Annotated in this window: 8 protein-coding genes; 6 read left to right on the forward strand and 2 right to left on the reverse strand. The window is 57.6% G+C overall.

Annotated elements, in window-relative coordinates:
* Nucleotides 1–124 precede the first annotated feature (124 nt).
* A complete protein-coding gene (locus CA51_RS11070; protein WP_231745945.1) occupies nt 125–1,513 on the forward strand; it encodes an IS4 family transposase in 1,389 nt (462 codons plus the stop codon).
* A gap of 141 nt (nt 1,514–1,654) precedes the next feature.
* Here the strand turns inward: CA51_RS11070 and CA51_RS11075 are convergent, their stop codons facing one another.
* Complete coding sequence (locus CA51_RS11075; protein WP_231745712.1) at nt 1,655–2,959, reverse strand: IS256 family transposase; 1,305 nt, start codon at nt 2,957–2,959, stop codon at nt 1,655–1,657.
* A gap of 373 nt (nt 2,960–3,332) precedes the next feature.
* Between CA51_RS11075 and CA51_RS11080 the strand changes: the two genes are divergently transcribed.
* Nucleotides 3,333–4,160 (forward strand): CvfB family protein, encoded by an 828-nt coding sequence (locus CA51_RS11080; RefSeq protein ID WP_145120515.1) that lies wholly within the window; start codon nt 3,333–3,335, stop codon nt 4,158–4,160.
* A 128-nt stretch (nt 4,161–4,288) separates the two neighbouring features.
* Here CA51_RS11080 and CA51_RS11085 read toward each other — a convergent pair whose 3' ends face one another.
* Complete coding sequence (locus tag CA51_RS11085) at nt 4,289–5,137, reverse strand: AraC family transcriptional regulator (RefSeq protein WP_231746125.1); 849 nt, start codon at nt 5,135–5,137, stop codon at nt 4,289–4,291.
* Between the two features lie 28 nt (nt 5,138–5,165).
* On the opposite strand from CA51_RS11085, the gene CA51_RS11090 reads away from it, so the two are divergent.
* The 4 genes from CA51_RS11090 (at nt 5,166) to CA51_RS11105 (ending at nt 13,626) form a co-directional block, all read left to right on the forward strand.
* The gene (locus CA51_RS11090; protein ID WP_145120520.1) at nt 5,166–8,345 is read left to right on the forward strand and encodes a DUF1553 domain-containing protein; all 3,180 of its coding nucleotides are present in this window, start codon (nt 5,166–5,168) and stop codon (nt 8,343–8,345) included.
* Between the two features lie 2 nt (nt 8,346–8,347).
* Complete coding sequence (locus CA51_RS11095) at nt 8,348–9,796, forward strand: DUF1501 domain-containing protein (RefSeq protein WP_145120522.1); 1,449 nt, start codon at nt 8,348–8,350, stop codon at nt 9,794–9,796.
* Between the two features lie 691 nt (nt 9,797–10,487).
* A complete protein-coding gene (locus CA51_RS11100) occupies nt 10,488–10,907 on the forward strand; it encodes a hypothetical protein (RefSeq protein ID WP_231746126.1) in 420 nt (139 codons plus the stop codon).
* Nucleotides 10,908–12,024: 1,117 nt separating this feature from the next.
* Entirely contained in the window at nt 12,025–13,626 is a 1,602-nt protein-coding gene (locus tag CA51_RS11105; RefSeq protein ID WP_197451755.1) for a TolC family protein, read from the forward strand.
* The last annotated feature ends 3 nt before the right edge of the window (nt 13,627–13,629 follow it).

Consider the following 13,629-nt stretch of genomic DNA (forward strand, 5'->3'; position numbering starts at 1 on the left):
CGAGCTTTCTTGCATTAGCCGTTTGGGCGTTAGCCAAATGGCACTCATTTTCACATTCCAGTAACATTTCCCTTCCCACCACATGCGATTGGCACTGAATTTGCGCTAGCGGTTTGGTTTTCTTTTGACTGCCAGAAAAAGCCATTCCATGTCGAGCGATGCAAGAACTCAGAACCTTAGTGCGGCTTTCGAACTGCTCAAACAGTGGACGGACATCGGCGATGCCGATGTGTTTGAAGAGCTTGGGCCAGCGGCCGTCTATAAAACAAGTGTAGTTCTGTGGCTGATGCTCTTCCAACGCCTCAACCCCAAGGCGAGTCTGCGAGATGCCGTTCTCCACTTTATCGCAACGGCTCCCCCGGAACTCAAGACGAACAAGCGACTTCGTGAGGGTTCGCTTTCGACGAAGAGCAGCAGTTACAGCGATGCACGACATCGGCTCAGCTTGAAGGCAGCTCATTGGTTCCAAGAGCGTGTCGCGTCGTCGATCGTTAACTCGACGGCGCCGACATGGGGTGACCGGCGTGTGTTCTTGATCGATGGAACGACCTTTACACTGGCTCCAGTGGCCGAGCTTCAGGCCGCTTACCCACCCGCCTCTAACCAGTACGGCGAAAGTGTGTGGCCAATCGCGTATGTGGTTTTCGCACATGAACTCAGCTCGGGGGCAGCAGTGCCTGAGGAGATTGGAGCTATGTATGGCCCAAACGCCGTCTCAGAAACTCGGCTTGCTCAAACTCTCATGAAGCGACTCCCGGCTAAATCCATCATCATGGCCGACGCTGGGTTCGGAATATTTTCGACTGCTTATCATGCCCATTTGAATGGACACAATTTTGTTCTACGGCTAAAGAAAGATCGATTCAATCGAATTCGGAAGCGGGCAGAGCTAATCCATTCGACAGCCACTTCGAAAAGCTACCGGGTGTCCTGGACTCCTTCGGCCAAGGAACGAGTAACCAATCCAGACCTCCCATCCGACTGTGTCATAGCGGCGATGATCCATGAATTGAAGATCGGGGAAGAGAGCCTCTACCTCGTCGAGGATATCGATGCGACGCCCAAGCAACTGCGCGATCTGTACTGGAAACGCAACGATATCGAAGTCGATATCCGCAACATCAAACTGGTAATCGGTACCGAAGAGATCCGAGCGAAGTCGAAGGAGATGTTTCTCAAAGAGTTCGCCTTGTCGATGGTAGCGTACAATTTAGCGACCCAATTGCGTCGCCAAGCCGCAGTGATTGCCGAGTGTGAGCCCCGCGAATTAAGCTTTACGGGCGTGTGGTCTGTCTACCGTCACATGCTGCAGGGGATTGAAGTCAGTGACCCCGGTCGTTGGATCGAACGTTTGGATCGCGTGCTGCACTACGCCTCAAAGCAAAAGCTTCCCAACCGCCCAGGCCGCAGTTATCCACGCGAGGCCTACGCCCGCCGCCCCAAAACCACCCACTTCCAGAAACGAAGAAAGAAAAGTAAACCCAACGATCCAGAAGAACCAACGTCAAAGTGAGTGCCATTGGGCGTTAGCCCCGGTTTAGTGGCAGCGGAACCGGGGCTAACGCCCAATCGGCTGATTAAACCGACAAGCTGCTATCGCGTGGCGACTGATACGTCGGAGTAATTGTCAATTGTTGTGTTTTGAGAAATTGAATTAGGCGGCGATCTCATCCTGCATGATTCCGTCTTTGAAGGAACGCCCTTCGGTGACGAGAGTGATCTTTTCGTGGCAGTTCAGGCGTCTCCATTTCTTGGATGCTGATTGGGCGAGCTTGAACATCATCGCCAAGCTTGCTCGCCGGGTTCCACTTCCTTTGGTCTTTCGATGGCGAAGCCGGATCGTCGCGAACGTGGACTCGATCGGGTTGGTCGTTCGGAGGTGACTCCAGTGCTCCGCCGGGAAGTCGTAGAATGCCAGCAGCACGTCACGGTCCTTCATTAAGCACGCGCATGCAGGAGCGTATTTCGCACCGTACTTTTCAAGGAAGTGATCGAACGCTTTGTTCGCTTCGGCCTTCGTCTCGGCTTGCCAAATTTCGTGCAGGTCACCCTTCGCCTTGGGCTGCACGCTCTTGGGCATCTTGTTCAAAACGTTGGCCGTCTTATGGACCCAGCAGCGCTGTTCGCGGGTCTCGGGAAACACTTTCCGAATCGCCGCCCAGAAGCCTAACGCACCGTCACCGATGGCGATCTTCGGAGCCATCTTCAGGCCTCGTTGCTTGAGATCGATGAGCAGTTCACTCCAGCTTTGTTCGCTTTCACGGTAGCCATCGAGGACGGCGATCAGTTCCTTTTTCCCATCGGGAGTTGCTCCCATTAGCACCAGCAAGCACTGCTTTTTGTTGGCATCGTCTTCCAGTCGGACCTTCGCGTGAATGCCATCAGCCCAGACGTAAACGTATTGCTTACCCGAGAGATCGCGTTTGCTCCAGTCGTCGTACTCGCTGCACCACTGCTCTTTGAGACGACAGACGACGTTCGCGCTCAGGCCAGCAGCCCGCTCGCCCACGAGCGATTGAAGCGCTTCTCCCAAATCGCCCGTGGAGATGCCTTTGAGGTACAGCCAAGGGATCAGTTCTTCGATAGCTTTGGTCTTGCGCAGGTAGCTTGGCAGCACGCTGGGCGAGAATGTGACTCGCTTGCTGCGATCCGGAGCGTTGTCGCGAACTCGACCTTGAGTGACCGCGATGGAGCCAGCACCGGTGAGGATTTTTCGCTCCGGCAGGCTGCCGTTCTTGACGACGAGCCTTCTGCCACGCTCGTCGATTCGATCCGCGTGCAAGGAGATAAAGGCTTCGACTTCGGCATCGATCGCCGCTTGCAGCATGCGTCTGGCTCCCTCGCGGACAATCTCGTCGAGCGGGCTTCGCTGGTCGAACTGCGCTCGAAAGGAAACCACTTCGGGATCGATCTGGTTGTCCACTGGCACGTCGGTTCGATCTGCTTTAGTCTGATTCATGGCGTATTCCTTTGCCCACGTCGGGCCGTTGGAGGGTGATAGTTCCAACAGGATGCGCCACCTTTTTCATTCACTCAAGAACACGACTTTCGACAATACCTCGATACGTCGCTGCGAAAGGCTGTGTCGGCTGGTGCTGATCCGCTGTGGCTTCCTCTGCCGCAAGGCTGTCGACTATTATGAGTGCGGCAACCTCGCGTCCAACCCTGTTCTTTGTCGAAGCGTCTTGCTGCGTCGGCGTTGCCGCGACCGTTGGAGGGGGGCATCGCTGGCGGACATTTCTGTCTGCTCGGCGATGGGGGACGTTTACCCAACGCTACAAATAAATTGGCTCCCGCCCACCATCGGCGACAAGCACTGAAGGCTCAAGTTCATGATTCAAATCGGCAGGACGTACACTTTAGAGGTGCTCAAAGAGACGGAATTTGGAGTCTATTTGGACGCCGAAAATCTCGGCGAGATCCTGCTCCCCAACAGACATACACCTCCTGGTTTAGAGCCCGGTGATTCTGTCGAGGTTTTCCTCTACCTCGACTCGGAAGAGCGGCCGATCGCGACGACGCAAACGCCCAAAGCGGAGTTGGGCGAGTTTGCGTATCTGCAAGTCAAAGATTGCACACCGGTCGGGGCGTTCTTGGATTGGGGATTGGATAAGGATGTCTTGGTTCCGTTTGGGGAACAGCATCGTCCGATGGTCGTCGGGAAATCCTACATCGTCCACCTCTATTTGGATAACCAGGAACGGATCACCGCGACGTCGAAGATCGATAAGATTGTGGAGGAGGATGACCAACACGATTTCCGCCCGCAGCAGGCTGTCGATTTAATCATCGGAAACAGCACCGAACTGGGCTACAAAGCGATCGTCGATCAGAGTCATTGGGGGCTGCTGTACAAAGACGAAGTCGATCAACGGATCAGTTTTGGGCAGAGCATTCGCGGTTACATCAAACATATTCGCGACGACGGCAAGATCGACCTGAGTCTAAAAAGCGGTCAAGAAATCCGCGACAGCTACAGCCAAGTGATTCAAGATTATTTGCGCGATCACAACGGGTTTGCTCCGGTTCATGACAAGTCACCGCCAGAACAGATCGCTCAGCTTTTCGGCATGAGCAAGGGACAATTCAAAAAGGCGATCGGTGGCCTGTTCAAGCAGCGAGTGATCACCATCGAAAGCGATGGCATACGCCTGGTTTGATCATGTCGTTAAATCGTCAGTGTCTTTTAGACGCAATGTTAACGTCGCGAGCCGGCAAGATTGGGAATCGATCATTCCCTGTGTCCTGCTGAGTCCAGGCCTCAACGCCTGCGGGGATGCCGCCGTGATCACCGTCGTCGCCGTTCGGTCTTCTTGGTTTCATGGACGTGTTGCGTTTTTGTTCGATAGGCCGAGGGTGACATGTTCATCAGGTTCTTGAAACTGCGGCTGAAATGGGCGTGATCGTAGAATCCGCAACTCAATGCGATCGCGGTAATACTTTGATCGCTACTGCGCAACTTGGTGGCAGCGTTTTCGATCCGAACGCGTATCAGGTACTGTCGTGGCGAGGCGCCAAAAGCCAACCGGAAGCGGCGTTCGAAGTGGCTGACCGATAGCCCCGCCATCGTCGCGAGTTCCTCGCTGGAGAGTGCCTCGGTGAAGTGGTTGTGAATGTACTGGATCACTTCGGCCATCGCGTCGGCGGTTCCCGACTGGATGCGTTCGATCTGGCGTGAAAATCCGGCGACGCCGATCACGCGTCCTCGGCGGTCGCGGAGCGGGATCTTGCTGGTTGCGACCAGACGCGGCGAACCGGCGTCCTCGGGGGCACTTTCGATCCGATTGACGATCGCTTCGCCGGACGACATCACCTGCTCATCGTCTTCGCGGTAAGTGTCGGCTCGCGTCTTGGGAAAGAAGTCGTGATCCGTTTTACCGATCGCTGCCTGTTCGGAAACGACGCCGCAATATTCACACCCGCGGCGATTGAGAGCCATGAATCGCCCGCGGCGATCCTTCACGAAAAATGAGACGTCGGGCAGCAGATCAAACAACGCTAGCGGTTGCTGGCTGGGATCGAGACGTTCAAAAAAACGATTCCGTGAAGCTGTCTTTTTCATGCCGGTTTTATACACCAACTTGATCGCGGCGTACAAGAATTGCTTGGGGTGCCGCGGCATAATTGCAGACGACACTCCAGTTCGCACCGGGTAGCAAACCGTTATGAAACAGAAACCAATCGCCATCCTCGCATTGTTGTGGGGACTGTCGGCGGCAGCCCAATCGCCTGTCAACGCAGCTGAAATCGATTTCAATCGCGACATTCGTCCGATCTTGTCTGACAAGTGCTTTTACTGCCACGGCCCCGATGAAGGGACGCGGGCAGCCGACTTGCGACTGGATCTCCGCGAAGAGGCCGAATATGTGCTCGATTCCGACGATCTGGTCGACCGCGTTCGCAGCGCTGATCGCGACACGGTGATGCCTCCGCCTCATTCAAACCTTTCGCTAAGCGAAGCGGAGAAGGATCTGTTGGAGCGGTGGATCGCAGCCGGTGCACCTTACGCCAAGCATTGGGCGTTTGAGTTGTTGCCAGCGTCGATCGATGTGCCTGAGGTGCAACAGCCGAAGTGGCCCCGGCAGACGCTCGACCGTTTTGTGTTGGCGGGGATCGAAGCGGCTAAGCTGGAACCGAACCCCGAGGCGGTGCCGCTGCGTTGGCTGCGCCGCGTCACGATGGACCTTACCGGGCTGCCACCGACGCCCGAGGAGATTGGTCGTTTTGAATCGCAGTGTGAAACAGACCACGAAGCCGCCTATCGCGCCGCGGTCGACCGGCTGCTCGAATCGACAGCCTTTGGCGAACAGATGGCTGTTGGCTGGTTGGACCTGGCGCGATACGCCGATTCGTATGGCTACCAATCGGACAAATTGAACACGCAATGGCCCTATCGCGACTGGGTCGTTCGGGCGTTCAACGAAAACCTGCCTTACGACGACTTCCTGACTTGGCAAATCGCCGGCGACTTGTTGGACGCTCCGACCACGGACCAACGGCTGGCGACAGCTTTCAACCGGATCCACCGGTTGAACAACGAAGGGGGCGCCGTCTTTAAGGAATGGCGAATCGAAAACGTCGCCGACCGCGTCCACACGTTCGGAACGGCGGTGCTTGGGCTGACGATGGAGTGCTGCCGCTGCCACGATCACAAGTACGATCCGATCTCGATGCGCGATTATTATTCGCTTTCGGCCTTCTTCAATTCGATCGACGAGAGTGGTGTTTACGACCGAACCGAAAAGGTGCCGTGTCCGTCGATGCTGTTGCCAACCGAGGAACAATCGGCGGCGTTGGCAAAAGCGAAAACGCAGCTCGCCGCGGCGGAGCGGACGTATCAATCGCAGGTCGACGCCGCCACGCCGCGTTGGTCAGCGTGGCGCGATGCGTTGGTCGAGGGGAAGTCGCTGACGATTCCCGATCTGCGTGTCGCGATCTCGTTCGACAGCGATTTCGACGATGCGATTAAAGAAATCTATCACCCCTCGGAGGGCGATCGCGGTTGGGCTCCGATGCCCGAATTGGTCGAGGTGCCAGAAATAGCGATCCCGCGCATCGATGCCGACGACGCTGCAGATATCGTGCAAAACAGCGGCAAAGTCTCGCGACGGGCGTTGTCGCTCGATGGCGAGCGTGGCGTGACGGTGCATGGCATCGATCCGCTCGATCGCTGGACGCCATTCAGCGTGGTCGTCACCTTGCGTGAGACTCGGCGAACGGCGCAGCGTAGTCTGATCGCACACCACACACGCGGAACCGACTGCGGTTACAACGGCTGGGACCTGACTATTGTCGACGGTCACGTGGAATCACGGATGGGTCGAGTTTGGCCGGGGAACGCGATCGGAGTTCGCACGACCGATCCTATTCCGGCGGATCAATGGCTTCAGTTGGCTGCGACTTATGACGGATCATCGACGGCAAAAGGGCAGCGCATCTATCTCGACGGCAAGCAGCTGGAAACAACTGTTCTGCGCGATGAGATGAAGAAGAGTGCCAATGTGAAGGTCGACCACGGCGGCGAGTTTGTCGTCGGGCAGCGTTTTCGAGCGCGTGGGCTCGCTGGCGGCTTGATCGATGACGTGCGTCTGTACACCCGCAACCTGACTTCGCCGGAGCTGCGGCTGCTTGCCAGCGGATCGGGGCGAGCGACGGAAGCCTATTACGTTTCGGCGATCGATAAAGCGTGTCGCGAAACGTTCACGCAGCTGGCTGAAGCGCGTCACGCGGTCGTGATGGCAGAGGAAGTCATGCATGAAATCCCCGTCATGTCTGAACTCGACGCGCCGATCGAAACACATCTGCTGGCACGCGGAGAATACGATGCACCGACAGACGAAACGACGCGCGTGATCCGCGATATCCCGGCAAGTCTTTCGCTTCCGTTTTCGGACGACTTGCCGCGCGATCGGCTGGGGCTGGCTCGTTGGGTAACGCATCCATCGCATCCGTTGACCGCGCGTGTTGCGATCAATCATCTCTGGGGGCGGTTCTTTGAATCGCCGTTGATGCGGACGCCTGAGAACTTTGGTTTGCAGGGTGAATTGCCGACGCATCCCGAACTGCTCGACTGGCTCGCTCGCGACTTTATCGACAGCGGTTGGGATGTTAAGCAGGCTTGCCGCAATATCGTGTTGTCGGCCACCTATCGACAGGACTCGGCCATTGAGTTGCATAAGTTGACCGCCGACCCCGAGAACCGGTTGCTAGCCCGCGGACCGGCGCATCGTTATTCGGCTGAACAGATTCGCGACCTTGCGCTCGCCGCTAGTGGCCTGTTGAATCCGCAGCTTGGTGGTCCGCCGGTCTCGCCCTATCAGCCCGGTGAAGATTTGTGGCGGGAGGCGAATGGGATGTCGCCGGCTTGGCAGCAGTCGGTGGGCAAGTCGTTGCATCGCCGTTCAATGTATTCGGTCTGGAAGCGAACCGTTCCGCTGCCGAACATGCTGGCTTTCGATTCGACCACGCGGGAGGTTTGTACGGTCGAGCGGACGCGGACGAATACTCCGCTGCAGGCGCTGGTGCTGCTGAACGACGTGCAGTTTGTGGAAGCCGCTCGCGTGCTGGCGGAAAACACGTTGAACGCATCGGACGTGGACGCCGGAATCGGCCAAGCCTTCCAGCGGTTGACGGGCCGCAAACCGGACGAAACGGAAGCCGAACTGCTCCGCGGCTTGTTCCATCACGAACGCGCCTACTTCACCGAACACGAACCGGCCGCCCGAACGCTGTTGGAACTCGGCGATTCGCCGTTGCAAAGCGACGCGTCGGTTATCGACCTAGCGGCGATGACTGTCACCTGCCAGGCGATTCTAAATCTCGATGCCACGATCTGGAAACGATAACCATGACCACTACTTTTACCGACGCAACTTCCGTCAATCGTAGACTCTTCTTCCGTCGTGGTGCCGCCGGAATCGGGGTGGCAGCACTGGCGAACCTGCTGAAGGAAAACGCTCACGCCGCGGTGGATCAAGCCGATTCGCTGGTGGAAAGCGAAGGACTTCATTTCGCGCCGAAGGCCAAGCGGATCATTTATCTGTGTCAGTCCGGTGGGCCGGCTCAACATGATCTGTTCGATTACAAACCGCTGTTGAACCAACGCAACGGCAGCGAACTGCCAGCTTCGATTCGCGGGCAACAGCGTTTGACGGGGATGTCGGCGAACCAGTCGTCGTTGCCATTGGCTGGGTCGCAATTCAAGTTCGCTCAGCACGGTCAGTCGGGGGCGTGGTTGAGTGAGCTGCTGCCCTATCATCGCGAGATCGTCGACGATGTTTGTTTTGTCAAATCGATGTACACCGAAGCGATCAATCACGACCCGGCGATTACATTTTTCCAAACCGGATCGCAGATCGCGGGCCGTCCGTCGCTGGGGGCGTGGATGTCTTATGGGCTCGGCAGCGAAAACAAGGACCTGCCATCGTTCATCGTGTTGGTGTCGTCCAATCAAGGAGGTCAGCCGCTGTACGGACGCTTGTGGGGCAGCGGATTCTTGGATTCGCGACATCAAGGAATTCAATTCCGCGGAGGTGCCGATCCGGTGCTGTACCTGTCGAACCCGAAAGGTGTTTCTTCAAGCCGTCGGCGATCCCAGTTGGATGTGATCGGCCAGTTGAACCGCCACCAGTTTCAACGAGAGCTGGATCCAGAGATCGAGTCGCGGATCGCGCAATATGAAATGGCGTATCGAATGCAAACCAGCGTCCCCGACGCCGCAAACTTTGCCGACGAACCCGAGTCGACTTTCAAGGCCTACGGCGAAGACGCGCGGACGCCCGGCACGTTCGCAGCTAATTGTTTGTTGGCTCGGCGGCTGGCGCAGCGCGATGTCCGCTTCATACAGGTCTACCATCAAGGCTGGGACCAGCATTCCAATCTGCCAAAACAGATTGCCGGCCAAGCCAAAGAGACCGACCAGGCGTCTGCGGCGTTGGTCAAAGACTTAAAGCAATGCGGCTTACTGAAAGACACGCTCGTGATTTGGGGCGGCGAGTTCGGCCGGACACCCTATTCGCAGGGAACGCTGAAGCCGGGCAACTACGGCCGCGACCATCATCCTCGCTGCTTCACGACCTGGATGGCCGGTGGTGGCATTAAGCCAGGGATCTCGTACGGTGCGACGGATGAGTTCGGATACAACATCACCGAGAAAGGCGTTCACGTTCACGATTTTAATGCGACCATCCTGCATTTGATGGGCATCGACCACGAACGGCTGACCTTCAAATATCAAGGCCGGCGTTTCCGGCTAACCGACGTGCATGGACATGTTGTCAATGAAATAGTGTCATGACCCAAGCGGCGACAGAGCGAGCGAGGCGACCAAACGCAGAGCGACGTCCGACAGGAACTGTATATGTGATCGCCAGCAGGCAAGATAGCTCGTCGCATGCCGCTAAAGAGAATTGCTGCCCCCTGCCTCTCTCGCAGTAATCCGCCTCCAAATTCTGCCCCCATCATTTTGCGAACAAGCCAACGGTCTGGGATCGCATTCTGACGAAGTGCCGGATCTCGAATGGTTGTGCTGCACTTTGGTGCAGCCGTGGAACATTGGCAGAATGATGGGGGGCTGAATGATTTACAGGACGACATTCGCGCGCAAAATGAGCGGTTGGGGATGCGCCATCGTTGCAGGGGACGGCAGGACTATGTGTTGGGGAGTTGCGTTGGGAATCGAGCAGTCCTCTCTCTATCTCCATTGCCCTCATCATTCTGCCCCTATCATTTTGGCAAAAACCCAACGGCCTGGTATCGCATTCTGACGAAGACGACACACGGCTAGGCGTCGCGTTCTAACCAACCGCCGGAAACGAATCTGGCTACCCGTGCTTCGATCTAATCAAATTGACTTCGCCAATCCGGTCTACGAAACTTAGACTCCGTCGTGGAATGTAAAACCAAAAAGTTCTGCGACGTCCTTTCGCTTGCCGCTTTCGCATCGGAATCATCCCCATGAAATTGGTCGGACGTTTGTTGTTTTTGCTTTGGTTCTTGCCACAACTGCTGGCGCTGCGGAGCCTGCGGTTGGTGAGGCTCGAGTAGGTGCGTTGTCGGCGGCGCAGGTGCTGTACTTGGGAAACAGCATTACGCTTCACGGTCCGGCGGCGTTCGTTCGGTTGCTCGCTGAGTTAAAGCGGCATGGCGATCCGGCGATCTTTGTCCGCAGTTCGTTTTGGCCGGATCCAACCAAGGATGGCATCATGCGTCAGGCGACCGCGGATGCCGGGGCGACGTTCATCGACATCCAGGCGCTGGGGCAGGACATGTCGAATCGGGCCAGTGCGGAACAGTATTTTGAGCACGCCGGCGTTGCAGCTCATCCCGGCGACAAAGGGATGCTGGCGACCGCCGATGCGATCGTTGCCGCCATCGAAGCGAAAGCTGGCGATTCACAAAAGCCCTGAGGAATCTGGTCGCGGGGCAAGTATCTCGTGGCGGAACTCGTAAAGAGTTTTGGGGGAGTGCTCTTCGTTTAACCGCGTGCCCAGCGGGCCGCGCGTCAAGTGGTTCCAACGCGCGGGGCGATGCCACCGCGGTTAAACGATTGGCATTCGGCTACGGTTGCTTTCGGAGTGATCGACGAAGGTAGCCGCCGTTTCGTTTAACCGCGTGCACAGCGGGCCGCGCTTCGCGCGGTGCCAGCGCGCGGGGCGATGCCACCGCGGTTAAACGATTGGGGGCCGCTGCGGCTTCGTTCGCAGGGATCGACGAAGGTAGCCGCCGTTTCGTTTAACCGCGTGCCCAGCGGGCCGCGCGTCACGCGTTGCCAACGCGCGGGGCGTTGCCACCGCGGTTAAACGATTGGGTTCCGCTGCGGTTTCTTTCGCAGGGATCGACGAAGGTAGCCGCCGTTGTCGTTTAACCGCGTGCCCAGCGGGCCGCGCGTCGCGCGGTTCCAACGCGCGGGGCGTTGCCACCGCGGTTAAACGATTGGGTTCCGGCCGCGCGTCGCGCGGTGCCAACGTGCGGGGCGATGCCACCGCGGTTAAACGATTGGGTTCCGCCCGGGTGTCGCGCGGCACCAACGCGCGGGGCGTTGCCACCGCGGTTAAACGATTGGGGCCTATCGGGCTGCGCTACAAAAACATCTCGTAGCGAAACTCGGCAACGGCCTGTTGATTTAATCAGCCGTTTGGGCGTTAGCCCCGGTTCAAGCACCGCTAAACCGGGGCTAACGCCCAAACGGCTAATTCAAGGAGTTCGCATGCGATTAAGTCAACAGGCCGGCAGGAATTTCGGAGGAGTGCGTTGTGTGGAACCGGAAGTCTCGACGACTTCGGTTAGGACTTGGCTGGGGGACGCTCAGGGGATTGTTGGATGTGACTTTTGGTAGTCTGGGCAAGATCGTGGGTGACTGAGGGCTTTTGGGGAAACGGGCAAGTGGGGGGCGTGGAAGGTCGAGCTAACAAGTAGACGGCGTCCGATCGTAGGGAACGTCGCGATTGAAGGAATTTTAGCTAGCAATCCATGGCGAATCACGTGGCAGACCAACGGCGCTCAAACTATCGGTCGAATTGCTTAGTGACGGCTGCCGACGCCGCGGACTACCGCCGTGGCATCGCCACCTCGTTCGCGGCGGTGGTGATGCTTTTGCTGCTGTTGTTGCCGCTAGCGGTGTTGGTTGGCTGCGCTAGCAAAGGGCCGATGCCTACTTTCGCTGCTAGTTCGCTGCCGCCGATGTCCGAGAGTGGCGAAACGATTGCACCGGAGCGATGGTGGACGACGTTCGACGATGACGGCTTGGATCGCGAAGTCAATTTGGCTCTCGGCGACAACTTTGATCTCGCCGTCGCACTCAGTCGCCTGCGAGCCGCTCAAGCGGTGACGCGGATCGCTGCGTCGGATTGGTGCTGGGATGTGAACGGATTTTCTGAGTCGTCGCGTACATTTGGACCGGGGCGAGATGCATCGCAGATGACGTGGGGGCTGGATGCGAGCTACCAGGTCGATCTGTTTGGACAAATTCGTTCGCGCGTCGACGCCGAACGCTTTCGGACCGATGCGACTCGTTCGGACTATCAAGCGGTTGCACTGTCACTTTCCGCAGAGGTCGCCCGCACGTGGTACTCGCTGATCGAATCCTACGCTCAGATAAAGCTTCTCGAAGAACAAGTCGAGACGAACCGGGAGGGCTTGAAAGCCGTCGAGTTGCGGTATGCGGAAGTCGGCGAAGGCGGCCCCAACGTTTTGCGTCAGCAACAGTTAGTGCAATCGACGATGGAGCAGATGGTTGTCGTGCGGGCCGGCATCGAAGTGCTCGAACACCAGCTGGCGGTGCTCACCGGGCAACCGCCGCAAACCGCCAGGTACCAACCGGGCGACAAATTGCCCGAACTCCCGCCGATGCCATTCGCCGGTCTGCCCGCGGATCTGCTGAATCGCCGCCCCGATGTCCGCGCCGCCTACTTTGCCTTGGCCGCAGCCGACCGAGATGTGGCTGCCGCCGTTAGCGATCAATACCCGCGGCTGAACCTCGGAGCTTCGATTGTCAATTCGGCTCAGAATCCCGAAACGCTTTTCCGGGACTGGTTCCTTTCGCTCGGCGGACAATTGATCGGCCCGATCATCGACGGCGGCCAGCGACGCGCCGAAGTCGCCAGGACGCAGGCTGTCGTGTGGCAGCGGTTCAGCGAATACCGACAAACGACATTGATCGCGCTGCAGGAAGTCGAAGATGCGTTGGCGCTGGAGCGTCGGCAGATCGAGCGGATCGAATTGCTGGAAGCTCAGCTCGAGAGTGCGGAACTCGCCTCTCAGCAGCTGCTGCAGTACTTTATTACCGGTAATACCAGTTACTTGGACGTTCTCAGCGCTGCTCAGTCTCGCCAAAGCTTGCAACGATCGCTTCTGTCTGCCAGATTGGATCTAATCCAGATCCGTATCGGTTTGTATTTGGCTCTAGCGGGCGCCTTCGACACGCGGCCGATTGAAAACAATGGGTTGCTCTTGGACGCCCCGCGATTAACCTCAGATACTGATTTCGACGATAGCGACGCGGGCGAATTATTGCCCCCTCCTGCCGGGATGCCAGTCGACGCATCTCCCGCCCCTACAGAATTGCCTTCGCCGGCGGCCGGAAGTGGCACGGTGAAGCCCGCCAAAGAATTCGATTTAAATGAGTGAAGC

It is taken from the genome of Rosistilla oblonga (genome assembly GCF_007751715.1).
In the GTDB taxonomy this organism is placed as follows: domain Bacteria; phylum Planctomycetota; class Planctomycetia; order Pirellulales; family Pirellulaceae; genus Rosistilla; species Rosistilla oblonga.